This is a genomic window from Endozoicomonas sp. ALC020, from assembly GCF_049275935.1.
Classification (GTDB): Bacteria; Pseudomonadota; Gammaproteobacteria; order Pseudomonadales; family Endozoicomonadaceae; genus Endozoicomonas_A.
In genome coordinates this window covers 4,171,724-4,198,470 of the sequence record NZ_CP184830.1, presented here as the reverse complement: position 1 = coordinate 4,198,470, position 26,747 = coordinate 4,171,724, and the positions used below count along the sequence as shown (strand labels likewise).

Here is a 26,747-nt window from a genome sequence, read left to right as displayed (position 1 = left end):
AAAGCAGGTCGCGACATTCGCCTATGCGTAGCCGCTGTGCGAGGAGTTAGCTGTCATCGTCAGCATTTTGGATACGGGGGTAGTTACCTGAAATTTCAAAGAGTGAGTGAGCTATAAGTGCAAGCCTATAAAGAGAAGCCATGCCAGTGTGATGAATATATGCATCATTAATAAGTGCAGCTATGGCTCTTTCATTTTCTGTATCTGAATTGTAATTTGCCTGGCTACCATTGTAAAAATGGTTAAATCTTTTAAATGTATTAAAATCCCAATCTCTAGTCCTGTTTCTAATAAATTTGATAACTGAAGATCCTCGACCGAAATTTCTTTTAAGCTTAGCTAAGGCTTCTTGTTCGTGGAGCGTATATTCTTGAGTGTTTTTTCCCAAATCCGGGTCATCTCCATAATTAAGCCATTGCCCTACAATATCAGAGCAATAACTTGTATTCTTAACCATAATAATGCCTGTATTCGGTAAATGACCACCATCTAAGAAATCTGACTCTTCATAGTACCAGTAGTCCCGAGAAGTTATAATGCAAACTTTCTCATCAACTGAATCTATTATTTTATCAAGATGGCTTTGATCATTCTTGAAATCATTGATCACAATATCATCATCAATCCAGGCAATCCATTTCCCAGGTTTTACCCGACCCTCTTTCAGGAATTTCTTAATTAAAAATATTTTCCCCCAATAAGGCTGCATACCTTGCATCCAATTCATCAAATCTACTGAGTCATCATCCTGACTATTCTGGCTAAACAATACAAACTTATAGTTAGTGCGTCTTGCTTTTGAAAATGCCAAATGATTTTTTGCAACGGCCAGTGAATAGGGTTTCCAGGTTCCTCCCGATAGAATAAAGTCTATATTTTTCAATCCATGTATTGCATTGCCATCAATTTCAGAGGCATTTGGAACAGAAGAAAGAGCTGCTTTAAGAATATTTGGCTTGTTGAAATTTGTCTTGGAATATCTAGAATAATTATCTCGATATGATTTAGATTGTCCTTCAAAATCAGCTTTATTACTGATTTCTAATTCAAGGTTATTTTTAACATTCACATATAAATAACTCTCTTTAGAAAGCTCTGTATAAATATATTTATTTAAATTATGCTTTTTATCCTCATTTTCTATTTCAGTGATACTTTGCTCATATGGGCTTTTCCAGAATCTATTATCACCATCGCTTGGAATTGTGCTGTCAGCTGAAAGCCATAAAGGGATTAATGATAGAGAAATGTATCTATATTTTTTCATAACGCTTAGAATTCCATTTAATATTCATATATTTTCGGCATCATCATGATATTTTAAACAGGATGGGATGCAACTAACAAAACCTCTTAAGGTAGACATTAAGCCCCACCCACAGCACAAAGACCTAATCTTGTACGCCCTGAACAACCATCTCGTGCAGGGTGTTCACGTTTCGCATTATCTGCCCAGAAGTTGAGCAGCTTCCTTGTATGTGAGAGTAGAGACTTTCCTGCATTCATAAGGGATAAAATGACATTACCAAACAGCCGGGTTCCACTTTTCATCGCCTTATGCGTCGAGATTTCTTCAATGGCTCCACTTTCATAGAGGTTCGCCTGCGCAGCATGGGCAAGATACCTTTTCAACGTCACAACCACGAAGGACATCAGAATCAGGCTAAACACCAGTGTTGCTGATTTAGTGTTGAAACGATGCCACCCTGAATAGGACTTGATCTCTTTGAAGATAAGCTCTATTTGCCATCGTAGACGATAGGCCTGAAGTACTTCACTCAGGGTGAACTCAACCCGGTTAAGGTTGCTTACAACGAATACCCATTTCAGTCTCCTGTCATTCCAGCGGACAACCAAACGATATGGCCAGGCTTTGAATCCTGGCCATTCTACATCCAGGTCGAGGCATTGATCTTTAGGGAAGCCAGACAACACCTCCTTAAGTTTTTTCCCTTTGTAGCGATTGAGATTTTTGCCATCCTCTCGTACTGCGCTGAGTATCGTCGGGTTGATACTCTGAGGTGCCTTGCAGATAAAAGACCCCTCCCGATCATCAATGGCAGCAAAGCGTTCCAACTCAAAATAACCGGCATCGATCAGCATCAGGATATTAGCCATGGAGGTTGGCAGTGGTGGCAGACAGTCTCTTTCTGAACGGGTATCTTCAGTGAGCTGCACGCGCACCAGATTGTTGGTAAGAAGATCCATTGTCGTATGAAGTTCTACAGCAGCAGGACTGACCGTTGAGAACCTGCCGGGAAATGTTTCCTTTAGGGCATCGTAGACAGCCTGCGATGAGCCGTCATGAATCAGAATGTGCTCAAACTCTGAAAATGGACTGTCCTCATCAAACGCCATGACTTTGCGGGTAAAGACTTCCAGACACTGCACCCATAGCCAGAGGACAAGAGCAGGCATCGAGTCTTTTTTAGCTTGATTTGCCCAGGAACGATAGGAGACATTCAGCCCCGTCAACTCATTAAATTTACGGTGGAGATCGGCTTGAGTATCGCAGTTTCCGTCACCAGCGAGGGCATCAATCAGTGAAAGGATAAAGTCCAAGGGGCTGATATCTCGCTGTCGTATAGTAAAACCAAGCTGTTCCGCCATGTTGAGGAGTTCAGACCGGTCGAAACACGTCAGCAGTTTTTTTCAACTAGTCTACTATTTGCAGTACTCATCTTGTTCAGCTCTGATAATTTTTTCGAAGCTTTATTGTGGCTGTTCAAGGTGAGTTCTGCCGCTAGAAATGAATCTTTTTTGAGCTTAATGTCTACCCTAAGAACAAAACCTTCCAACCGACGCACCTCAGGCGTGCGGTTGAAGGCGGACCCGCTGTGTCATGATTATTGTCCCGGTTATTAATTAATCTACTAATAAAACCGTCGGCGGTAGACAGTTTATCGTTCCTCGTTATTCTGAAGAACGGAAAGCCGCTATAAGTACCTGGCCAGTTGGTTTCGCATATTCTGGCGAGTGGATTTTTTCATCCTTCAAGGCGCAACGACGGGCGCGTAGCCATAGCTACGCAACCAGAGTTGGAACGCAGAAGGGTGGAAAAAGCCGCCGTCCAGAATATGCGAAACCAACTGGTTAGGTACTTATTATTGAAAAAGCTTTTACCATCCGTTAATCGCTCTGTTCCCTAGCAGCCTGTCGGACTTAAGACTGTCCTACTGCGGTTGCAATAAATTGGTCTAAAAATCTCTGTTTCTTCGTCAAATAGCTCGCTATTCTCCTCAGAAACAGAGATTTTTATCCTCAATTTCTTGCAATCCTCGCTACGGACGCTTAAGTCCGACAGGCTGCTAGGTTGACTAAAAAGAAGGCATTAGTGAGCGACTGGCAGCATTTGAAGCGATTGCTGCAGAACTCTAGACAAATCCACACTGACTATATTGGGTGCCTTGGCTGGTAACAGTTTCCGGCACCTGTCAGTATTTTTAATACATTGTCATTATGGTCTGAGTCGCTGGCAGGCCATAAAGACTTTCAAAGGATAACCCGACAACTCAATTGAGACTGCACCCAAGAATGCACTGACGCCAAAAATCAAGTAGAGTAACCCCAGAAACAGCCATGAGCCATAGTGTCGCTGCTATCGAATTATAATGCGTCTCTGAACCTGAACGAGTGGCACTTTAATACTAAGAAAACCGGATTTATTGACTAATGGCACTCATAGAATTACTGCAATCTTCGCCCACTTACTTCTACCTGACCCTGACTCTGGTCGGCCTTCTGGTCGGTAGTTTTCTCAATGTTGTTATTTTGCGCCTGCCGGTGATGATGGAACGTCAGTGGAAGCTGGATTGTCTGGAAACACTTCATCCGGACAAGGTGCCCACTGAGATGGAGCCTTATAACCTGATCAAGCCCGACTCCACCTGTCCAGGCTGTGGTCACAAGATTCGGGCCTGGGAAAATATTCCGGTTATCAGCTACCTGTTTTTGAAAGGTCGTTGTTCTTCCTGCAAAGCCTCTATTTCTGCCCGCTATCCGATCATTGAGATGATCTCTGCCCTGCTGACCGTTGCTGTTGGTATCTACTTTGGCGCCACTCTCCAGACAGTTTTACTTTGCTTTTTAGTCTGGTCCCTGCTGGCATTGACCATGATTGACCTGGACACCCAACTGCTGCCAGACAGCATTACCCTGCCCTTACTCTGGCTGGGCTTACTGACCAACAGCTTTGAATTATTTATTCCGTTGCAGGACGCAGTGCTGGGTGCTGCTGCCGGTTATCTTTCGCTCTGGTCTGTTTACTGGTTATTCAAACTGCTGACGGGCAAAGAAGGTATGGGCTATGGTGACTTTAAACTACTCGCTGCGCTCGGTGCCTGGATAGGTTGGCAAATGCTGCCACTGATTATTCTGCTGTCTTCACTGGTAGGAACCATTGTCTCAGTGGTACTGATCATTCTCAAAAAACAGGAACGGAGCAAACCTGTTCCTTTTGGACCTTATCTGGCCGCTGCCGGTTTTATTGCCCTGCTTTGGGGGGAAACACTGGTTCAATCTTATCTGCAGATTATGGGGCTGTGAGCTGAGCATGAGTAAGTTGGTTATTGGCGTAACGGGCGGCATCGGCAGTGGTAAAACAGCCGTTACCGACTACTTTTCCAGTCTCGGTATTACCGTGGTGGACGCAGACCAGGCTTCAAGAGAAGTGGTGGAACCCGGTCGGCCAGCTCTGCAAAAAATTGCAGAACGACATGGTCAGGATATTCTTACTGATGAAGGTACACTGGATCGAAGAAAACTCAGGGATATTATTTTCAATGACGACAGCGAACGTGTATGGCTGGAACAGCTGCTGCACCCTTTGATCCGTCATCAAATTATTCAGGAACTGGCAGCGTCTGAGTCTCCTTACACCATCATCGTTTCACCGCTTCTGGTGGAAACCGATCAACATGTGCTCACCGATCGCATTCTGGTTGTCGATGTCCCTGAAGACATTCAGCTTTCAAGAACCATGAGTCGGGACGGCATGGGCAAAGAACAAACCCGGGCCATTATGGCCAGGCAAGCCTCCCGGCAACAGAGGCTGGAGAAAGCCAGCGACGTAGTTGATAACAGCGGCTCTCTGGAGCAGCTGTTTCAACAGCTGGATGAGGTTCACAAGACTTACATGGCTTTGGCAAACGCATGAGCCCTGTTGGGGAAGCCTGGTTTTGCCCGGACCCTCAAATGCCCGGACGCCATCCGTTGGTAATCGGGTATCGGCGGTCTCGCCCAAAACCACGGGGAGTAATGCGAACCCCGACCACCGCCTGCCGACGTTTGAACTCATTAACATCAATCAGGCGCAGTACCCGATAGACAGTATCCCGGTCAAAACCGGATTCGATAATGGCTTCCGCGCTTTTATCTTCTTCCACATACATTTCGATGATTCGATCCAGTTCATCGTAGGGAGGCAGGCTGTCTTCATCCACCTGATCCGGTGCCAGTTCGGCGGAAGGCGGGCGATCGATCACTCGTTGCGGAATCACATAGCCCAAAGAATTTCGGTACTCGGACAATTCAAAAACAAGCGTTTTTGGCACATCTTTCAGGGCATTGTAACCACCGCACATATCACCATAGAGCGTGGCATAGCCTACCGCCATTTCACTCTTGTTACCGGTAGTGAGGACCATGTAACCTTTTTTGTTGGAAATAGCCATCAGCATAACGCCCCGGCAACGGGACTGAAGGTTTTCTTCTGTAGTGTCCTTTTGGGTATTCTCAAACTGGGCACTCAGCGTTTCCATAAACGCATCAAACATCGGTGCAATGGGCATGACGGAGTAATCGACACCCAGAATATCGGCTTCTTCACGGGCATCTTCCAGACTAATGTTTGAGGTATAACGGAATGGCATCATAACCGCCTGCACCCGCTCAGCGCCCAGGGCGTCAGAGGCAATGGCCAGAGTCAGAGCGGAATCAATACCACCAGATAAACCTAAAACAACGCCTTTGAAGCCATTTTTATTCACATAATCACGAACACCTGTAACCAGAGCTTTGTAAACCCTTTCATGAAGGCCTGGCAGCTCTGCGACGTCTTCCTGGTCAAAAGCCTTGTCTACTATGTCGAAACGGGTTGTGTAGAGACCTTCAGCAAAGTAATCGGCCCTGACAGCAACCTGCCCATTGCCGTTCATAGCAAAAGAGCCACCGTCAAACACCAGTTCATCCTGACCACCCAGCAGGTTGACATAAAGCACAGGAAGACCCGTTTCCAGACAACGGCTGCGGATGGTTTGGTAACGGATAGATTGCTTATCTTTGTGAAAGGGAGACGCATTGAGACTCAAAATCAGCTCGGCCCCGGCATCCGCAGCCTGCTGGGCTGAAGAGGGATACCATAGATCTTCACAGACAGTCAGTGCCAGCGTTACCCCTTTACACTCAAAGACACAGGGTTTCTGTCCCGGCATGAAATAGCGTTTTTCATCGAAAACCTGGTAATTCGGCAGATGTTGTTTGGCGTATCGGGCCACCACCTGACCGTCTCTCAACACCACGGCCTGATTTTCCAAACCATGAGCCCCCATGGCGGGCAGTCCAATCACCAGGTCAACGCCTTTAATCACACTGAGCTTGCTGATGGCCTGCTCAATTCTTAACACCATACTGGGCCTGAGTAACAGATCTTCAGGGGGATACCCACAAAGTGTCAATTCAGGAAAAACCACCAGATCGGCCTGATGCTGATCACGGGCTTCTTCAGCCGATTCGATCACCTGTTGGGTGTTGCCGTCGATGTCGCCCACCTTGAGGTTAAGCTGAGCCATGACGATATTGAGCTTTGCTGACATTGAAAAGCCTGATGTCTTAATCTTGAATCTGAGAGCAGGCTATTTTCGACGATGTTGCAGTCGGTGTAAAACTCAAAATGATCCATGATTATGGGGAGGCTAGAAATCACCCTCAAAATCAAAGTCCATATGTTCTGCAGGCTCCTGAAGAAAGTCGCCCTGGATGAAATCAACACCGGTATGCCACAGTGGTGCCATTTCAACAGCACTCTGAACCTGGGGAACAATCACTTTCTGACCTTTTTCCGACAGCGCCTGAACCATTTTCTTGAGCTCTTCGCCCTGATTTTCGCTGGTCAGATCTTTGGTGAAAGACGGATCGACCTTTATATAGTCCAGAGTCATTGAGGCAATGGTTTCCATAGGGTTCAAACTACAGCCAAACTCACTCACTCCAGTACTGCAACCCAACTCCTTGACCGCCTTGAAAAAGTCCGGTGCCTGTCTATTGAAGCGGACAATATTCTGCTCACTGACTTCCACAACCACGGATGAAGCAGGAATACCTGCTGCCTTAAGTGCAACGCCCATCCAGGGCAGGAACTCCTTCTCAAGTATGGCGTTACCGCCGAGGTGCATAAAGAGTCGGATTTTATCCTTTGTGCGGGTTTGGTTCAGAAGCGCTTTTCCTGCTTCTATGACCTGCCAACGATCGACTTTGCTCCAGAGCGCATTTTTATCGAGCTTGTTTCGGAATGCCACTGAGTCATGTTCACGACCTCTGGCATCCACCATATGCAGCTGAACTTCAAAGTGCTTTTCAGAAGAACCTTTCAGACTGACCACAGGCTGGTACTTCAATTTGAAATTGTCATTTTTCAACGCCTGACTGACCATGCCTGCCAGATGCTTCTCCACAGAACTGACCTTATTAATTTTACGTTTCTGGAAGAAACAAATCTTTCCGCCACCTTCTTTTTGAGCCTGTGTGGCAGCATGACGGGCTCTGACCAGCTGAGTATTTAGATCGCTGCTGGAATCGGTCAGTATGACACTCCCCAGACTCAGCTTGACGGGAAGCTCATTTCTTCCCAGTGTAACTCTCTCGTGTGTAACACCCCTGATAACTTGATCGGCCAGCTCCCGCACTACCTTTTCATCACTGGCCTTAACCAGAGCCATAATACAGTCGCCGCTCCAACTGGCAGCCTGATGTTCTATCAACACCAATCCGAGTCGAGAACTAACTTCCTTGTAGTAAGGCTGGCTGACTCTTTTGCCTCCTTTGGCATGAAGTGCCCGCAGTGAATCGAGAGTAATACAGAGCAAGGCAAATTGGTCTTTACCTGCAACCACTCTCTGCATGGCAACATCCAACTGCTCCTTGAAAGCTTCTTTATCATAGAGGTGGGTTTCACTGTCGGGACGTGCGACTTCAACGTCTTTCTGCCCAATTTCCGAAGTTCCTTCGGATTCCTGGGTTCTCACCAAAACGCTCAGTGTATAACGCCCCTCATAGGAAGTAGGACTGACTATAGCCCTCACAGGCACTTCCTTATCCCGATCAGCCAGCAGTGGACATTGAATGGCTGCCAGTGCCCGACCACTGTCTTCGATACTGTTCAGGAAGTCACCCACTTCCCTGCGATCTCTGCCCGCAACCAGATCAGTAAAGGGTTTACCGACAAGACTGGCGTTGCCATCAACCCCTACCAGCTCATTAAATGCCGGGTTTGAGTATTTAATCTGACCTTCACTGATGTAGATGATGGCATCGACCTGATCATCCAACAGGTGACGCCTCTGCTTCTCTGATTCATTCAGGGCAACACTCATGCGTCGGTAGTGACGGCGGGTATTAAGGTCGGCAATTTCCCGATCGGAAGTCAGCAGAAGCAGTTCATCATTGTCCTGGGTAATGACACTTCTTACTCCCAGCTTAAGCCATTCCAGCTGTTCTTCTTCCTGCTCTTCTTCCTGTTCTTCTGACAACACGATGGCAGGAATATCCCTGCCCTGCTGGTCAACCCGATCAAGCACTGAACTGATTGTTAATCCTTCTGGCAAGCCTGCTGATGAGATAATCAGCAAATCCCATTTCTGATGACCGGACAGGGCTTCTTCCAGACTTTCCATAGCGATGACATGATGAGCACGGGTCGGGTATCCGGCATCCCGATAGACATTCAGCAGTGCCTCGGCTTCTTCAGAAGAAGCATCCACTATCAACAGCCGGACAGTATCCCTTTTTTCCTGCTCCATGGCATTGACCTGATTCAACGAGAGTTTAAGGCTTATCTCATTCTTATAACTGCCATACGCCTGAAATCATTAGCCCCTGCCAAAAAAACACCCTGTTTTTATCCGTCTGGCTTCTTTGTAAATAATTCTACAGGTTCTCTGACCCTATACACAGATCACGAAAACGCACTTCTAAACTAATCAGAGAAGCGCTAAAAACCGGTCAGATGTGATGGAGCAGTCAAACAATGATAAAGCCAGAGCAATAAACAGCCCTGAGCCTGGAGAACAAGGATTTTCATTAATTGAACTGATGATCACTCTGTTGATCGCTGCGATTATTGTTGCCATGGGACTGCCACAACTGAGAGAAATGTCTAACTCCATCCGTTTCTCAAACATTCAGCAAAACCTGCTGTCAAACCTGCTTTACACCCGCAGTGAAGCCGTTAAAACCGGCAACGATACCATCGCCTGTGCATCCACTGACGGAGTCACCTGCGCAGCAGACCCAACCCTCTGGAGTCAAGGCTGGATCATTTTCACCGATGAAAACAGTAACGGCCTATTTGATTCAGGAGTCGATACCTTGAGACGTTCCCAGACAACAGATTCCATCGCCTCAATCACCTGGAGTAACAACACTCCAATCGTGTTTGAGGGAGATGGCACTGTCAATAACACCAGTTCAGGCAATTTTCTCATTTGCGACAATCTGACAACATCCAAGGTTGCCAGGGGCATCACCATTAACCTGTCTGGCCGGGTGCGCTCAACGGACTCGGTGGTCTGTCCATGAGTTCAAAGCGCTCTCAGGCAGGAATGACCCTGGTGGAAGTTCTGATCACAGTGGTCATTCTGGCTTCTGGCCTTTTGGGAATGGCTGCTTTACAAACCCGAAGCATCAGTTACAACAATATTGCCTACTTCAACTCTCTGTCCAACATTCTTGCTTACGACATGCTCGACAGGATCAAAGCCAACCCGGTCTATGGCCTGAATGGGCCCGGTTATTCTGCCAGTGTCGGCAATGTGCCCGCAGCCTATCCCGATGATTGCGACACAGCAGATTGCACACCTGCAGAGCTGGCCCGCTATGACGTAGCACAGTGGAAGTTCATTCTCGACACTCAGCTCCCCGATTCAGATGGCTCAATTGTCAAAACCGATACACCAGAGGGTCGGAACTACACCATCACGATTTTCTTTGATGACAGCAAAGGTCAGCAGCCCCGCCGTCAGGTGATTCTGAGGAGCACGCTATAAAACATGAATAGTTCAAAGCAGAAGGGACTCAGCCTGATTGAACTGATGATTTCGATGTTATTGGGTATTTTCATCATTACTTCGGTCACTCAGGCCTTTCTTAGCAGCAATAACTCCAATCGCTTGAACTTTCAGTTGGGGCTAATGCAGGAAGCGGCCAGAATTGCTGTCAGCTCCATATCCAATGACGTCCGTGTCGCTGGCTACACAGGCTGTAATACCGATGCTGCAATCGGTAATGCTCTGCTTCAAAACAGTGCTCCCCATGAATGGCTCACTGCTGAACAACCGACACAGGGAATGAATCTTTCTGACACGCGGTCAAAGATGGACGCTCAGGCCACTTCGGAAAGCCTGTTGATCTTCAAAGCCAATCCCGACACTGTTTTTGCTATAACCAACCATGACACATCCACATCCACCCTGACACTGGACCGCAACATCGGTTCGACCCTGCCGGCCGGCGGTGCTGCAGTGATAACCCGTCAGGACTGCTCTCAGGTAGCCCTGATAGCCCTGAGTTCCATCGGCGGCAGTACCCTAACCCATACCACCAGCGGTGTCGGCGATTTCAAGAATTGTGTCGCTCAACTCAAGGGCAGTTTTCGCTGCTATGACGGCTCGACGCCTTCCGGCGCTCTGTCATTCAATCCCGGTTATTTGAAGCCTCTGGAATCTGTGGGCTATTTTGTGAAACCGGATAACGGCCTGCCTACCCTGTTCCGAAAAGAAGCAGGCAATGCCTCAGCACTGGCCATAGTGGACGGCATTGAGGATATTCGAATTCATTACGGCCTCGACACAGATAACGACGGGGTCACTAATCGCTATATCAGCGCCGGTGATCGCAGTTTTCGCCATGCTGACTGGCTGCAAACCACCGCCATCCGAATTCATCTGCTGACGCGCAGTGAAACCGAAATCCTCCCTGTTCCAGCACCTCCGCCTGCGCCCCCGAGAACCTATCTTTTCGATGGTCAACAAGTCACTCAGTCGGATCGCTTCTTACGCAAGGAATATGTCATGACCATGGCCCTGAGAAACAGTGGATAATCATGAGTCATATCAGACGACGTCGCGATGAAGACGGAACCGCTCTGCTCTACACCATGATTTTTTTTACACTCATGGTGATGGCGACTCTGACGGCGGTTCAATTCTCAAGCCTTGAGCAAAGAATGTCAGCCAGCTACCGGACTCATCAGACCGCTTTTATCGCTGCCGAAACCGCACTGCTGGAGGCCGAACGCTGTATCAAAAGCCAGAGCAGTTGCAACGATATCAACACGTTCGCCAGCGATTGCAGTAATGGCCTCTGCTTCAATGGCTCTGACCGTAACAGCATTATCAGCTGTCGGGCCGGGAATGCCAGCCCCTGGGAAAGTGCCGCCCTCTGGGCCGATGCCAGCAAAACCATTGTTGCCACCAGTGTGCCTTCAGGAACCTCAGCCCGCTATACAGTGGAATTCCTCTGCTACATTCCAAGAGTCTTGTTTGGGGTCACTCCCAACCCCGCCAACCCTTCCGACTGGTCAAAGCTTTACCGTGTAACCGTGCTTTCTTCGGTCGATAACCTCAATAGTCAGGTCATGTTGCAGTCCACCTACAAACGGTGAACCAGAAGAAAAAGGATTTCACAGTGTTCGTGTTAAAAGGGATCAGTCCGTCTGCGCTTTTTGCAGCCAGAAAACAGCCTTTATCTCTGTTTTCGCTAAAAATCTGTTTATTGACATTCCTGCTCCAGCCCCTTTTCCTGCAACAGGCCATCGCAGCCGCCTCGGACTACGCTGCAAAGCCCAACCAGGGCAGCACCTTTTCATCGCCTCTTGTTATGCTGGCGATGCCGGTGGATCAACAGCTCTTTCAAAGAGCTTATTCAGACTACACCGATCTCGATGACGACGGCCTGATCGATTCAACTTATAAGGACGACTTTGATTACATCGGTTACTTTGACAGTAACTGGTGCTACGCATACAGCAGCTCGGACAAGATGTACCAACCCGTATTGCCAGCAACGGGTAGCAATCAACATTTTTGCCAGGACGCCTCAGCCCCATGGAGTGGTAACTTTATGAACTGGGTGTCCATGTCCAGAATGGAAATACTGAGAGTCATTCTCTACGGTGGACATCGGTCAACGGACTCTGCCACACAGACAGTGCTTAGAAGGTCTTCCCTCTCTACAAACCTCAGTGGTGCTTTTGCCAAAGTTTATTCCGGTGCAGACATTGATAAATACACTCCGTATTCATCACCGGTTTCTTTTTGCAGTCTCTGGGCTGGAGCACCGTCACTGAGAATCGCAGCGGGTCAGTTTCCTCGCTGGGCCACTACAGAAATCAACCAATGTCAGTGGGGAAATGCATTCAGTCCTGCCAGAAGTGCTGAACTGGCGACCCACACTGTCCAGGTAGAAGCTTGTGTCTCGGGCAAAGATGGCAATAATGCCGGGCGTTGCAAACAGTACTCCAGCGGTGTTCCCAAGCCCGTTGGCCTGCTCCAAGGCTATGGCGAAGAAAATCAGATTCAATTTGGTCTTATTACCGGAAGTTATGGCCGCAACAGCTCAGGCGGTCTGTTGCGGCGCAATATCAGACAGTTTGCAGGTAATACCGACCCAAATGATGATGAGATCAATCTATCCAATGGCACCTTTAATACCAGCGTTCAGGGTATTATTCACAATATCGATGCCATTGGTTTGACTGCATGGCGTAACCCGATTTCAGAAATTTATCTTGAGGCCATCAGGTATTTCTCGGGAAGCAACGCAGGTTCTTCTGACTTCAGCACCTCAGATGCCGGACGAGGCATGACCAATGAAGCCTGGGTGACACCTATGAGCCAGGCCAATGACTGCGCCAGCTGTGCCATCATTCTTATATCCAGTGGCACCAACGTGTATGACCTGGATGATTTAGACAATAGCATCTCTGATGTCACAGGTCTGAGTAATATCAATGACCTGATTAACCTAACCGACGATCTCGGTGACATTGAATACAATGGCAACCTCTCGGGTAATTATTATTACGGTGGCAGTAACAACCGTTGCACAGCAAAGTCCCTGTCCAATCTTTCAGATGCCGTCGGTATCTGTCCTGAAGCTCCGGACAAAGAAGGGGGTTACGCAGTTGCGGGTCTGGCTTATCACGCTCAAACAACAGACCTGAGAACCGATCTTGATGGTATCCAGAATATTAAAACCTATACCATTCAACTGGCTGACAGCCTTCCCTCCCTGAGCGCCAATGTCAACAACAAGACGGTCAGCTTCCAACCGATCACTTCCAGCGGCTCTTTCCGTGACCTTGTGGTCGATGAGCAGACGGCAGACGGCAAAAAAGGAAAATACACGTTTATCTGGGAAGATTGTCAGGAAGGCTGTGACAATGATTATGACGCCAGCTCCAGTATTGAATATTGCCTTGGCAATGCCTGCTCACCCGCCATCACCGGCAATCAGATTCAGGTCAGTTCCCGCTTCGAAGGGAAGTTTTCTAACGGAAACTACTCTTTTTCCCACAGTATTTTTGGTACCAATAATGATGGTATAGCGTCACCCTACGCGGCGGGCCCCGGTGGTGGAGCAGCCCAGGGTCCCGGAACGCCAGAGACTCAAACCTATGTGGCAACTGGCACTGCGTCCGGTATTTTGCCCAAACCACTGAGGCTGGCAGCAAAGTATGGGGGCTTCAACGATCTGGATAATGATGGTACACCCAATCATGATGCCAATGGTGATGGAGTGCCTGACAATGATTCCAGAGAGTGGGATATCAGAAATAACGCAACAGGTGAACTGGGCGCCGACAATATTCCCGACAATTTTTTTCTGGCGAGCAATCCATCTTTGTTACGAACCCAGCTGGAGCTGGTTTTTAAGGACATCGCCAGCCGTATATCTTCCGGTGCCAGTGCCGCGTTGGTTTCTAACAGTGCCAGCGGTGCAGGCTCGGTCATTCAGGGGCTATTCCGCCCCAAAATAACGGTCAGGAACATTGAAATCAGTTGGGTCGGACTGCTTCACAGTTTATTTGTTGATACCAAAGGTCACTTCCGGGAAGACTCCAATGGTAACCGGACACTGGATGACTATTCGACTGACCAGGTTGTGACCTTGTCTTTTGACCCCGCCAGTAGTTCTACTGTTATTCAACGTTATACCTCTTCCGATAATGGTGTAACACTGACGCCTGATGGCAGTACCGCCGATTTGACCTCACTGGCACCTGTCTGGGACGCTCGTGAACGCTTGACGGAAATCAACAATATTACCAGTCAAAGAAACTATACGGCGCTGACCAACACTGGCCGTCATATCCTGACCTGGCTGGATGCCAATAATAATGGCCGTGTCGATGCCGGTGAGGAACAGCCTTTTGTCTCTGCCACCTTCACAGGCAGCAACGGTGACTATTTAGGTGTGAACGCAGCAGAATCGGATAAGCTGGTTAAATTCATTCGTGGCGAAGACCAGACGGATTATCGCTCCCGTTCTGTGGACATCGACAATGATGGCGACCTGGAAGTATGGCGACTGGGCGACATCATTCACTCCAATCCCGTCGCCGTGTCCAAACCGGAAGGGTATTACTCTGACAGCAAACCCTTCAACGGCAACGACGCAACCTTTATCGATTTTCAGAAACACTACGAAAACCGCCGCCAGGTCGTGTATCTGGGTGCCAACGATGGCATGATCCATGCCTTCAATGCCGGTTTCTGGGACAAAGACAATCAGCGCTTTGACCTGAATCATGATCCCTCAGAAACTCAGCACCCCCTGGGTGGAGAACTCTGGGCGTACACACCGATGAATTTATTGCCCCATCTTCGCTGGCTGTCAGAACCGGATTATCCCCATGTTTATTACATGGATGGCGAACCTTTGATTTTTGATGCCAATATTTTCACCCCGGATGCGGACCACCCAAAGGGCTGGGGAACAGTGCTGCTCATGGGCATGCGGCTGGGTGGAGGACCCATTGGCGTTTCAGTCAACAGTACAACCCGGACAATGCGTTCTGCCTACGTCATGCTGGATATTACTAACCCGGAAAAGCCTCCGAAACTGCTGGCAGAAATTACTCATCCGGAGTTGGGCTTTACCACGGGCCGACCCGTGGTGGTACAACGGCGAAAACCCAATGCTTCCGGAGACTATAATTTCCCCACCGAAAACAACTGGTACCTGGCCTTTGGCTCAGGTCCGACAGGCACAGGGCCCAGCGGTATACGACAAGCTCTGGGCGATGCTACCAGTGACCAGAATATGAAAGTGTTTGTCTATGATCTAAAGAGCAAAAACTTTCTCAGCGCTTTTAACCCAATGGACAGTGGTATCGCACAGGCTTATGCCGGCAACATGGCCACCGTGGACTGGGATCAGGACTACTATGACGATGCCATCTACTTTGGCAGTGTAGAAACCGCAGGCAATCTCAGTGGCGAACTGCTAAGGATCAACCTGGCAGACCCTCTGGCTGCAAACTGGACACTGGGCACCTTAACCCGCCCACAGCGCCCTGTTAGCGCCCGTCCCACGGCAGTGACCAACAGCGATAATGAGCGCTGGGTCTTTGTCGGTACTGGTCGTGAGTTGACCCGGGCAGACAGTCAGAATACTCAGCAGGAGTTCTTTTTTGGTGTTAAAGAACCCAAGCTCAGTGGTGTGTTCTCTTATGGCACGCTGCCCTTCAGCAGCCTGATTGATACGACGGATATTCAAGTGGAAGCCGATGGTGACCTGAAATCCGGCTTTACCGTATCGCCGGGCACGACAGTGAGTAACTTTGAGTCCCTGCGCAACAGCCTGACCACCGAAGCCGGTTGGAAAAACCGACTGATCCATGACGGCAAAAATCCCAGCGGTAAAAGTGTTAGCTCACCGGCTAATGCTTTTGCCCTGCTGCTGTTCACCGAATACCAACCACCTGCTGATCAGTGTCTGGTGGATGGCACCAGCTTTCTGAATGCTCTGCACTATCAGACAGGCACGGCAATACCCGCCAGTATCCAGCAAGTGCTGACTGCGGGTGGTTTTACTGACGATACGGTATCGGAAAAGAAAATCAGCCTGGGAGCAGGCCTGGCACCGGCTCCGGTAGTCCACCAGGGCAGTGACGGCAAAACCAGCATTATTATTCAGGGCGGTGCCGGTAATATTTCCAGCACCAATCTGGAATACACACTGACAGATGATGGCCGACAATCCTGGCGACAGATATTTAATATCCCCAAGTAGGAAGGCTATAGCGTAAACGGCCATGTGCCAGAAGAAATAATTCTAAGGAGCTGAGTTATGGATAACGAGCCAGTGCCTACTATAGGCAATGGATTCAGTCTGATCGAGCTGATGATCGTCGTTGCTATCATCGGCATTATTGTCGCGGTTGCCATTCCATCCTATCAGCAATATGTCTTTGAAAGTCGCAGGACAGACGCCCATATCGCCCTGACGACGGCGGCCGCAGAACAGGAGAAATTCTACACCTACGACAATGCTTATACCACTGATATCAACAATCTTGGTGGAGCTACTTCTCCGGACGGGCACTACACCATCGCCGTAACGGCCACCAATACCACCTATACCCTGACAGCCACAGCAAACAGCAGCAGCAACCAATTTGAAGATGCAGACTGTCGAACCATCACCTTAAATCAACTTGGGGTCAAAGCCGGTTTTGACAGTGCCGGGACAGCGTTTTCAGAATGTTGGTGAACCGGAAAGAGCTATTGCCAGGAACCGAGTGGCGTTCGTGTACCACGACTATTGATAGTCAGGTTACCGTCCGGGGCCTGAACACCCTGAGGGGTCGCAGTCAGTAATACACACTGTGAAATAGTCATAGAAGAACACGCAGCTGCACTGATTAAGTAATGACCATTCTCGGACACCACTTCATTGGCACCATTGATGGCGTAGCCCAATTTTGAGAGATCAGTAGTATAAGCCAGTTGTTCGGTAAAATAGCGTTCCTGCTGCTGCATAATCGTCAAAAGGGACGATATGCCTTCGCTGCGTCGGGAATGCATCACATGTTCGTTATACGACGGGACAATGATTGCGGCGAGAATACCGATGATGGCCACCACGATAATAATTTCCAGTAGTGTAAATCCCTTTACCTTTCTCACTGTTTTTCCCTCCAGAACGTTTTGTGGAAAGGTATCGAACCCGCTTCCCTGAGAATATCCTGAAAACACTCCCCACCCACACAGATATCTGCGCCTTGACTGCTACGGTTAAGAATGACGGGCGCTGGCGTCAGGATATCATATCGTAGCTCTCTCTTGCGGTCGCCTTTAACAACCTGACTATTGCCATCAAGATCAACTACTGCACTGGCATTATCAATGTTCAACACATAGAGAAAGCTGCTACCCCCACTACCAGGCGCGTAGGTAGTCAGGGTCAGGACATTATTGAACACAGTGGGCCTGCCCAGCAGCTTTTCTCCAGACACCTCAAAGCGGATATACCAGCCTTTCAAGCTACCCAAAGAACTGCGGGCCGTTGCCCGCTGAACCCCATTCCCCTGCTGTACAAGGTTGGCCGTGGCATCGTAGAGCGCTGATTCATCAATGACTGAACCATTGTTGTAGTTATAACTGGCAGGAGCGTCGTAAATGTTGGGATCCCTGAATACATAAAGCCGATCATTGACCTGAGTCCCCAGAGGTTTCGCCCTGAAACCACTGCCTACGACAATGTTCAAATGATCAACCGATCTTGACAGCGAAACATCCGGCCTTTCATAAAACCGTCGGGCATCGGCACTGGAGCTGCCAGAGAAGTTGGCAATTCGCCCTCCCGTGGCGAAGTTCGAGGCTCCGCTGTTATTCTGGTTAACATCGAATCGCCAGACCTGACCGCCAATGTCCACCGCAAAAAAGTAATCCGTCAGCCCATCGTTGTCGATGTCAATGACCGCAAGATCAGCAGGAATACTGTAATCCATATCCGACAGGTTCAGGTTGGTACCGCTGTTACCGGCAGACCAGAGCTTCTGGCCTGTTTCGGCATCCACCATATAGATGGCCCGGCCGATGTCATTATTGCCGATCGTCGTCTGTTCATCAGTATCCTGATCGTAGCCAGCACCAAATAACAGCACTTGTCTGTCAGAACCATTAAAACGAACCTTTGCCAGCGTTGGGGCTGACCAGGTCTGGCCCAATTCAGGAAAATCAGGGTTATTTGCAATGCTATCTGCCTGATTGTCCCTGTCCTGGTCCCCTCGAATCACCCATTTCAATACCGGACTGTTCCTTTCAGTAACATCAAGAGCGTAGATATTACTGCCGCCGCGCCTCATGGTGAGATAAAGATAGACATGCTCTCCAGAATCGGGACTGCCATTATTAGTCTGAAGCACATCGCCATCACCGTTGGCATCATTTATCCATACCGTCATAGGGCCATCCATGCCGTAGGGCTTGGCCGGCTTAGTCACAGGGGGAGGCGGTATCTGAGGGGTGCTCCTGAGCCTGCAGCTCTTATCAAGGGGGACATCACCAAACTTATAGCGATACTCACAAAACTCAGGCTCTAAACAGGTTCCCGGGGGCACAGAAAGAGAATAATTATAGTAACAGTCACCGTCCGACTTTGGTGTGCTATTTTTAAGACGGCAACTCTGTGTATGATGAAGATCTAAAAATCGATACTGATAACTGCACCAATACTCGGGAATGCATTTACCGGGTATTCGGTAGTCCCAGACACAACCCGCATCGGAAGATGGGCCGCTATAGTGGTCCCCCCCCCCTACCAGATTATCTTTGTAGAGTTTAAGGTTAACGAGCAACTCTTTAGGAATAAATGAGAACTCGGTGCTGCCATTAGCGGTATTTACACCGTGTAAAAAGCCGTCGTTGGTGGTGAAATAGACAGTTCGATCCACCACTGAGCCAACACTGTTCTTATAATAGGTGATCACTTTTGGCTGGGTATGAAGTGGATCACCAATACTGGTTCGATTGTCCGTAATGGAACCGTCCCTGTCTTCGTCGTCAACATCAACCCCTCTGGCCCACTTGAGAACATTGGTGCGGTTCGTTGCCGACCCACTCCCGGACAAAGCCAGAAGCCCGGTGGTAATCCTTGAATTATTCTCACTGACACGATTACCCGAAGCACTCAGGATGAGATTGTTACCAGTGATAATATTGGAAACCACCAGCCGATTTTGACTCAGATGGGCAGCCATCCCCCCTTCACTAACAGAGCCACCATCATAAGTATTTCCCCAAAAGCTTTTGGAAACGCCGCCAAAAAATCCGGTGGATGAATTGATAGCCAAATTACCATTGGCATCATAAACCTGATTATCCGAACCCAACCGGTAACGCTTGAGGTTGCCGCGCCAGCTGGGGCCATTCTCAGTCCGCAGCACGATATAATAGAGTTCATCAGAGCTTTGGAGAGCGTTTGCAGCATCACTGACCGATCCGGGTGCCGCAAACCCCAGGGTATCGGTCTGGCCATTATTGTATGCATTGGTCAGAAGATCTGTGTCGTCGGACTTTACCTTTGACAGCCAAAACAGACTGAGAAGCAATGTAAGAAGTAGATGATGCATCAAAGGGGAAATCCTCCGTCACGCGCTCTTACTTCTCCATCGGCAGCAAAGCCTTCAGATTGATTCAAAGTGTGGTCACATAGATAAAGCCCAGGGTCTGACTGGATTGTGCGCCTGCCTTGAGCAAAGTAGCGACACTATCAATTTCGAACATCAGCCCCATGTATTTGCCCAGGCTGTAGCCCGGAGGCGGTGGTACCTCACCGATATATCGGAGAGTGGCAGTCTGGCAGATTTGAGTCGAGTTAGGGCAACCTGTCTGGTCCTGTACAATGGTCAGGCTGACATTACTGGCCTTGGCATCCAGTAAAACACTGGGGTTGTCGATAAGGTATTTATATTGTCCATCCAACTCACTGTACGCTACCTGATAGACCTGTAATCCTTTCTGTTCATTGCTGACCGCCATTTCTTCAAAAATAGCCATTTCCATGACAAACAAACTCGAAAATAGCAGCACCAGCATAATGATCATGGTCATAAGCATGATCGCACCCTGTTGCCTGGCTCTGTGAATAGATCTCATACTAGAATCCGGCGTTGTTAAGTTTATAGGCTGTGGTAAAGACATATCGGGGGCGTCCATCGTTAAAGGTCAAAGTATTACTGTCCAGAATGTTGTACGTCCGCGTTCGCTGTTCAAATGAGCGAGCCTGCTGACCAGAATTCACAAGTATGCCCAATCTGATACTTCTGACATCCCGCCAGTCACTGACCGTACTGGCCGACAGATACTGATGTACATTATTCGTATTGTTATGGGTAACGCCATAAAGAGCCTGGAGACGTTCAACACCACTGATCACAGCCCTGGCTGCACCTCTGGCTATAGAGTTTGCCGGGTTGTAGCCCCGGCAGAACAGAGTATCAATATTGTTATTAGCCGGATCAGGAGCCACATAGTAAACATTGGCCGTCAGCTCATTCGCCGGAACGGTGTTACCCGCACAATCTTCACCGTTCTGAGGTAGAAACTGGACAGCCACCTGATCGCTGTTGTTACCGCCACCATCAAATGTACATTGTGCCGCGCTGCCACATCTGCCAGTAAAGAATGGCAGCACCAGACTATTCACTTCATCGCTGTAGCCTGCCTGTCTTAGAGCACGACCCAGCAGATACAGTGTATGCCGCCCATTTTCCTGGGCCAGGGCAAGATCTTCCTGGAAATAGGTAGAACGACTGCTGTTCAACATCAGTTTTAAAAAGGTGCTGCTGACTAACAAACCGATCACAAGCGCCAGCATCAGTTCAATCAGCGACAACCCTTGCTGTCGGAATAAGGATTTTCTGATCATTACCGTAGATATTTCAGAGTCAGTGATTTCTGAGCCAGAAACAAACTACCAATGCCGCCTCTGGCTTCCCATTCAAGGGTTATCGACACCGTTGCACCAGAATTACAGGGGCTGGCTGAACAGCTGACAGTCATCTGCTGGTCGGATAGTCTGGCATTTCGGCACATGAGATCATGAACATCAAAATCAGCCATTTCATCAGCCGTGCAGGTGTTGGCAAGGCATTGTCTGGGAGCAGGCCCGGCACAATAGGATGAGAGATTACTGCTGGCGGTCTGGGCTCTACTCTGGTAACGGCCTGACTGCACCCCCTGAACATTCACCTTCATACGTTCAGACATCTCATTCGCCAGCCAGAGCGCCTGAGAACGTTGCAGGCTGTCTTGAGTTGCTCTGGTGGCCTGAGCCTGCATTCCCGCCATCCCAAGAATGCCTACCATAAAAATCACCACACTTATCAACACTTCTATGAGACCAAAGCCTTTCTCTTTGCTCTGTGGAACCTTTCTGTACGTCTTTGTATGTGCTTTTAAGTGTGCTTCCATCAACAATTACCTGTGGAAGAAGATTTTCGAATTTGTCCAGTCGTTGTGACCGATACGGTTTTAATTGGAGTGCCCAATCCTCCCGTGGGACAAACTCTGATAGTTCGCACCACTGAAGGGCTGCCCCTGGGGGTAAATGTCAATGTGTTACCGGCATTCAGATTAATCGTGACATCACTGTCAATTTCTCCGTATACCCTGATAACGTCCTCACCCGTATCAACCGAACTGTTATTGTTGGGATTAGTGAAAACCATCCAGCCTGCTTTCCAGTTGCTGCCTGAAGTATCGCAACTTGTGCCGTTTTTGCTTCGACAGAGACTGATATTCACGCCTCTTTTTATCGCCTCACTGCGAGCCACCACCACACTACTGAAAATACGTTGATTGTAAAAATCCAATCGAAACGATTGCACAAGCGAATCCAGGGACACCGTTATGGAACTAATGATGCCGACCAAAAGAATGGTGATCATCATCTCGATAAGGGTCAGCCCTTTCACAAGCCCGGGCCGGGTAATTGCGAAGCGATGCCTGAACACAACCTGCTTCCTTTGCTGAATGACACTCCAACTTTAGGAAAAAAAGCAAGACCAGAGATTCAGGGAATGACAGGCGGCTTATCCAGGTGTGAGCCGGATAGCACCTGATAAAAAGGCTTCAAAGAATTGACACGAATCGGGAGATTAAGGGCTTCCCCGGGGAATGCCAAAGATCTGTCGTCATGACATTCTGCCCGAGGTTTGTGAATTCAGTTCGTGATTGCTGATACCGCCTCCGGCTTCCTGATGGATAACGAAAGACGATGTAACCCAGCTCCAGTTTGACTCTTTTTATGAAAAGGTCACGTCCCGGCTTAGAAAGCAGCCGAATACGTCAAACTGACCAGCTCAGAGCCATCACCCTGACCGCTATAGTTATAATTCAGCCCCAACTTGCCATTGCCCAATTCCATAACGGCGCCCAGATTAGCCGTAGCAAAGCCACCTTCATCCACATAAGCTCCAGGCAGGTTGTACTGCCCAAAATTCAGATTGGTATTGGTGACGTTAATGCTCTCAAAGCCACCTTCCTGCTCATCGGTATGATACATCTCGGCGTTGAAGGCAATAGTCTCCGTGAGCTGCATACTACCCATAAAACCGGCACGCAGCTGCATGCTTTCTGTGGATTGATTCCCCCATTTGTAATTGGAAATTTCTCCGCCACTCTCGGTATAACCGTTAACAGAAGCATGAATGGCTTGTAATCCGAGAACGGGACCAAAAACAAACTGAGACGATTCATCGAGCAGGTTATAGCCAGCCAGAAGATCCAGACCAACAGCATGGCCTTCGGTATCCCCTTTGGCAGTATAAGACTGCGAACCTATATTGAAATCACGCGCAAGATCTGCATAGTCCATATTGGTATAACCCAGTGCACCTTCTAAAAACCAGGCACCTTCACGATAACCATAAAGAATATTCAGACCATAATTGTTTGCCTCAAACGATGAACCATCGACGTCCAGCTCATTCTGTCCCAGAGTAACAGCAATACCCAAAAAATGGTTGTCATCCAGGCCTTTGATCAATCCCACAGTGGATGAATAACGATCATCGTCGGGACTTAAGCCGCCATCCAGCTCATTGGCCCCCGAAGCGCCACTGATAAACCAGCCACTTTTTACATCCTTCCAGCGGGACTGACGCATTTCATTGGTAACTGCACTGAATTGACTGCGAGCTGCACTCAAGCCCATCTGCGGTAACAACCCCACTTTTCTGGGGGCTATAATGATATCCGCCATGTAATCTGCAGCCAGAGCATGGGTTTTGCCGGTGGGGTGCAAAAAATCATTAAAAATCAGGCTGTCAGGGTCCGGAGCAGTGCCATCAACCCCATAGACCGGATGCTCGAAGCATGTGCTTGAAGCACCAGTACCCGCCTCACCATTGTCATAACAGGTATACACCTGATCGATTGGAGCGACGGTGACAGCTGCATCGACGCCTGAGGCAAAACCAAATTGATCAGCGTCCCTGATAATAAGATCAATAAAACCCTGAAAATCTACCGGTATGACATTGGCACCGGTTTGGTTGACAAAAATTTCAAGCGCCTGGTTGTAACCAGCAGCAGCAGTACTTGCCCCAGTGGCCTGATTCGGATCAGCCAGAGCAGCCAGTTGAGTAAGGGGAATCCGCCCCATATCAGGCAAATTTGCCAACATAATATAGTTGGCACCAGCAGCACTCAGAGCACCCACCGCTGTAGCCATATTCTGGGCTGATGCCTGAATCGCAGCCGCTTGATCGGGCGCGCTCGACCATGTTCCCCGTAAATCATTCCCCCCACCATCGAGCAAGTAAAGTGCATTTCCAGAGGCCGAAGGGTTATCAATCAAGTAAGAATTAAAATTGCTTCCTCCACTGACCGTAACAGTATTTGCATCATCCTGAAGGGCAACCCCACCAACAATAGAATCCAGAACATCGGCGGTTTGATAGCCCCCGACTGCATAGTTATTACCGCCATTGGCAAGAGTATCAATATCCAATCCCAGGGCCTTAGCCAGCAATTCAGTCGCTATGACTCCGCCATCATTTGTCGCATAAGACAGGTTGCCTGTATCCAGCAAGCTGTCACCAAACACGTAAAAGTCACTGAAGGGCTGCTCGGCCTGAGCACCAAAAGATACGACTGCAGCCACAGCCGCAGATAGAATTTTCCGCTTCATCTTCTTTCCTTATTATTATTGTGATGATTTTTATATGCAGTATTGTGAGGCTATTTTTATCACTGCGACCAGAATTTAGCAATCAGTCATTAATAATCGGCATATGCCGCCGACTCACTTTTCCTGATTTTCTCAAGCAGCTAGCTCATCAGTCTTTATTGTCTTTCTTTGAACTTTTTTTGGATTTAAAGGTCAAAATATACTCAAGGAACACAATACTTCAGGGATTAAGTATATGAATATATCGCAGTCTGGAGCCTTCAATGGCCCCACCATCGGAAATGAGCCCTACTCGCTACAGGACAGCGTTGCCAGACTGCCTGGCAGCAACAACGCGGCAGAGGTTTATTTACCAGCTAATCGCGAACATCACTACACGGGTTCAGAGCAACCTGTTGTACAGCGCAAGGTTTCTAACCTTGCCCTCTTTGACGGGCCTGGCCCAGTATCCGCTTCAGGTCATGATATTCACCTGACGCCACTGTCCACAGCTGTACATCTTCGGGAAACGCTGCAGAACCTTATCAAAACATTGCATTATCAAAAAATAACCATCGAAAAGTCTGACGTTAAAGAACCGGAAAACCAGATTGAAGAAACGAAGGAGGATGATAAAACCGATGAGGCACTCAATATTTTTATCGGTTTTATATTATACAAGGAGGGCCTCCAGGAAGACCGTGGTTTTTTTGCAAGAGAACAAAATCGATATTTGCCAGACCAGACAATCGAAGCCAGACGGGTTACTGAGATCTGTGATGTCCTGAAGAAAATATTTCAAGAGCATTCAGAAGGAGTAAAATCTAACGAGAACTATTTTAAACATGAAGGTCTTAATTATGATCTCTCTGAAATGCTGATTGATTATCTTGCGGAAACCGGTTATATCCCAGTCTGGAAGAATTGCGATAGTATACCCTGGGCTCTTCGCAGGGAACTGTTTGAATTTTTTGAAACTATCCTGTCGCATTACGGCAAGTTTTCCGAGCTAATCGCTATATTTGGTTTTATTTACAAACATGAATCCCATTTTATTGAGATTGCCAAAGCTTCTGCTGACAGTCTCAATAATAATTTGTTGTCGTGTGTTTTACGCATCGATGATGACCTGCGCGAAACATTCAACAAATCGATAATGAAAGAAATATTTGAACGACGCTATATACATGTTATTGACAACCTGTTTGCCAAAAAGTCTGAATTCGTGGGGAGCAGCGAGTACCCATTGATGAGTCCATGCCTTAAATTTGGAGAAGAGTTCGAATACTATATTAACACTTTATCGGGCTCAAAAAGTGAAGCGAGGCGTAAAGCCCTGTATCCTCTTGGAGAGCACCTTGAAGAGCAGGGCTTTAAGTTCCTTGGTTGGATTGAACCATACAAGAGGCGGTATACCCTGAACAGTGATTTTGAGATTACCTCGTTTGTGGATACAGTTGAGTGTCTTGAGATAAACTGCAAGCCATACCACTTAGATGATAAACAAGCCCATGACTGCTTTAAAAAGGTGATTAGTGCGATTAACTTCATGCGCAACAATAGGGTTATCAGTTATAGCTCCGGGCACAAACATGTTGATGTGTTGAGTGCAACGGGCGGTGATCCCGCAATTATCATGGCAATCGAATGTGAATTACAAAACAACCCCTATTTACTCAGATTTTTCGGTAATGAAAAACGGATTGTCTCAGATAGCGAGGCGCAATGGCATAAAACATTCAGTGATTTTGAGAAGCTGAAGGATATCGCGATAGTCAGGATGAATCAAATGATTGCCCATTACAATACGAGACTAATGGATGGGGATTATTGCAGCAGCAATTTGCAAGGAGCAACCGATGAAGAAAAAATGGAAAACCTGAAACAGTTTACTGGTTTTTACAGTCGATTTGTTCAGATGACCGACTTTCAGCATATGACCGGGAAATGGAGGTGTATGCCATGTGAAGAAAATGATGCACTCGCAGGCGCTGCAGAAAAGTACATGGCGATCTCGTTATTACATATCAACGGAACAGCTGCCATCAATGCGCTTCCAACAATGGAATTCCGTTTTTTCCGCTGTCCGAAAACAGCTGAAGAGGTACAACTGGTCAATGAATTCTTGCAGGCCTGGTTTCAATATATCCACCAGTGTCGGCGTGACAATATACCTCTGGAACCCGTTCCTGCTGACATCAAGGCATCCAAAGATTATTCCCCTGAAGAAGTGCGGAGCTGCAGTCTTGCCTATCTCGAGAAAATAGGTCTGGATTCACGACGTTATCTGGTCTTTATGGATGCAGAATAATGGCTTTATCCAATCGAAAAGAAAGGCAAGACCAGAGATC

Annotated in this window: 20 protein-coding genes; 9 read left to right on the top strand and 11 right to left on the bottom strand. The window is 48.1% G+C overall.

What is annotated here, in order from left to right; genetic code table 11:
• Positions 1-46: 46 nt before the first annotated feature.
• Together ACOJUO_RS15740 and ACOJUO_RS15735 are read right to left on the bottom strand one after the other, a co-directional pair.
• On the bottom strand, positions 47-1,267 hold the full coding sequence (locus ACOJUO_RS15740) for a hypothetical protein (RefSeq protein ID WP_422132970.1): 1,221 nt from the start codon (positions 1,265-1,267) through the stop codon (positions 47-49).
• A 98-nt stretch (positions 1,268-1,365) separates the two neighbouring features.
• On the bottom strand, positions 1,366-2,643 hold the full coding sequence (locus tag ACOJUO_RS15735) for an IS4 family transposase (protein ID WP_422140074.1): 1,278 nt from the start codon (positions 2,641-2,643) through the stop codon (positions 1,366-1,368).
• 1,029 nt (positions 2,644-3,672) lie between these two features.
• On the opposite strand from ACOJUO_RS15735, the gene ACOJUO_RS15730 reads away from it, so the two are divergent.
• Together ACOJUO_RS15730 and coaE are read left to right on the top strand one after the other, a co-directional pair.
• A complete protein-coding gene (locus ACOJUO_RS15730; RefSeq protein ID WP_422132969.1) occupies positions 3,673-4,545 on the top strand; it encodes a prepilin peptidase in 873 nt (290 codons plus the stop codon).
• A 7-nt stretch (positions 4,546-4,552) separates the two neighbouring features.
• On the top strand, positions 4,553-5,155 hold the full coding sequence (gene coaE, locus ACOJUO_RS15725) for a dephospho-CoA kinase (RefSeq protein ID WP_422132968.1): 603 nt from the start codon (positions 4,553-4,555) through the stop codon (positions 5,153-5,155).
• A gap of 34 nt (positions 5,156-5,189) precedes the next feature.
• Here coaE and ACOJUO_RS15720 read toward each other — a convergent pair whose 3' ends face one another.
• Together ACOJUO_RS15720 and ACOJUO_RS15715 are read right to left on the bottom strand one after the other, a co-directional pair.
• Positions 5,190-6,812 (bottom strand): NAD+ synthase, encoded by a 1,623-nt coding sequence (locus ACOJUO_RS15720; RefSeq protein WP_422137463.1) that lies wholly within the window; start codon positions 6,810-6,812, stop codon positions 5,190-5,192.
• 99 nt (positions 6,813-6,911) lie between these two features.
• Positions 6,912-9,014 (bottom strand): EAL domain-containing protein, encoded by a 2,103-nt coding sequence (locus ACOJUO_RS15715; protein WP_422137462.1) that lies wholly within the window; start codon positions 9,012-9,014, stop codon positions 6,912-6,914.
• A gap of 211 nt (positions 9,015-9,225) precedes the next feature.
• Between ACOJUO_RS15715 and ACOJUO_RS15710 the strand changes: the two genes are divergently transcribed.
• Genes ACOJUO_RS15710 through ACOJUO_RS15685 form a run of 6 tightly spaced genes read left to right on the top strand, consistent with a single transcriptional unit; the run spans position 9,226 to position 16,989 of the window.
• Positions 9,226-9,792 carry a GspH/FimT family pseudopilin gene (locus ACOJUO_RS15710; protein WP_422132965.1) on the top strand — a complete coding sequence of 189 codons (567 nt, stop codon included), beginning with the start codon at positions 9,226-9,228 and terminating at the stop codon, positions 9,790-9,792.
• A complete protein-coding gene (gene pilV / locus ACOJUO_RS15705) occupies positions 9,789-10,259 on the top strand; it encodes a type IV pilus modification protein PilV (protein ID WP_422132964.1) in 471 nt (156 codons plus the stop codon). The genes ACOJUO_RS15710 and pilV (ACOJUO_RS15705) overlap by 4 nt, the downstream gene beginning before the upstream one ends.
• Positions 10,260-10,262: 3 nt before the next feature.
• Positions 10,263-11,312, top strand: a complete 1,050-nt coding sequence (locus ACOJUO_RS15700) for a PilW family protein (protein WP_422137461.1) — start codon at positions 10,263-10,265, stop codon at positions 11,310-11,312.
• Between the two features lie 2 nt (positions 11,313-11,314).
• A complete protein-coding gene (locus ACOJUO_RS15695) occupies positions 11,315-11,875 on the top strand; it encodes a pilus assembly PilX family protein (protein WP_422132962.1) in 561 nt (186 codons plus the stop codon).
• Between the two features lie 23 nt (positions 11,876-11,898).
• Positions 11,899-16,509 (top strand): pilus assembly protein, encoded by a 4,611-nt coding sequence (locus ACOJUO_RS15690; RefSeq protein ID WP_422137460.1) that lies wholly within the window; start codon positions 11,899-11,901, stop codon positions 16,507-16,509.
• Positions 16,510-16,566: 57 nt separating this feature from the next.
• Complete coding sequence (locus tag ACOJUO_RS15685) at positions 16,567-16,989, top strand: type IV pilin protein (protein ID WP_422132960.1); 423 nt, start codon at positions 16,567-16,569, stop codon at positions 16,987-16,989.
• Positions 16,990-17,000: 11 nt separating this feature from the next.
• Here ACOJUO_RS15685 and ACOJUO_RS15680 read toward each other — a convergent pair whose 3' ends face one another.
• The 7 genes from ACOJUO_RS15680 to ACOJUO_RS15650 form a co-directional block, all read right to left on the bottom strand.
• On the bottom strand, positions 17,001-17,405 hold the full coding sequence (locus ACOJUO_RS15680; RefSeq protein WP_422132959.1) for a type IV pilin protein: 405 nt from the start codon (positions 17,403-17,405) through the stop codon (positions 17,001-17,003).
• Positions 17,402-19,852: a pilus assembly protein gene (locus ACOJUO_RS15675; protein ID WP_422137459.1), complete on the bottom strand. Its 2,451-nt coding sequence runs from the start codon at positions 19,850-19,852 to the stop codon at positions 17,402-17,404. The genes ACOJUO_RS15680 and ACOJUO_RS15675 overlap by 4 nt, the downstream gene beginning before the upstream one ends.
• A 64-nt stretch (positions 19,853-19,916) precedes the next feature.
• Positions 19,917-20,378 (bottom strand): hypothetical protein, encoded by a 462-nt coding sequence (locus ACOJUO_RS15670; RefSeq protein ID WP_422132957.1) that lies wholly within the window; start codon positions 20,376-20,378, stop codon positions 19,917-19,919.
• Position 20,379: 1 nt separating this feature from the next.
• Entirely contained in the window at positions 20,380-21,150 is a 771-nt protein-coding gene (locus ACOJUO_RS15665; RefSeq protein WP_422137458.1) for a PilW family protein, read from the bottom strand.
• Positions 21,150-21,695 carry a type IV pilus modification protein PilV gene (pilV, locus tag ACOJUO_RS15660; protein WP_422132955.1) on the bottom strand — a complete coding sequence of 182 codons (546 nt, stop codon included), beginning with the start codon at positions 21,693-21,695 and terminating at the stop codon, positions 21,150-21,152. The genes ACOJUO_RS15665 and pilV (ACOJUO_RS15660) overlap by 1 nt, the downstream gene beginning before the upstream one ends.
• Entirely contained in the window at positions 21,695-22,237 is a 543-nt protein-coding gene (locus ACOJUO_RS15655; RefSeq protein WP_422132954.1) for a GspH/FimT family pseudopilin, read from the bottom strand. The genes pilV (ACOJUO_RS15660) and ACOJUO_RS15655 overlap by 1 nt, the downstream gene beginning before the upstream one ends.
• Before the next feature lie 314 nt (positions 22,238-22,551).
• Positions 22,552-24,417, bottom strand: coding sequence for an autotransporter domain-containing protein (locus ACOJUO_RS15650; RefSeq protein WP_422137457.1), 1,866 nt, complete (start codon positions 24,415-24,417; stop codon positions 22,552-22,554).
• 235 nt (positions 24,418-24,652) lie between these two features.
• Between ACOJUO_RS15650 and ACOJUO_RS15645 the strand changes: the two genes are divergently transcribed.
• Entirely contained in the window at positions 24,653-26,707 is a 2,055-nt protein-coding gene (locus ACOJUO_RS15645) for a hypothetical protein (protein WP_422137456.1), read from the top strand.
• The last annotated feature ends 40 nt before the right edge of the window (positions 26,708-26,747 follow it).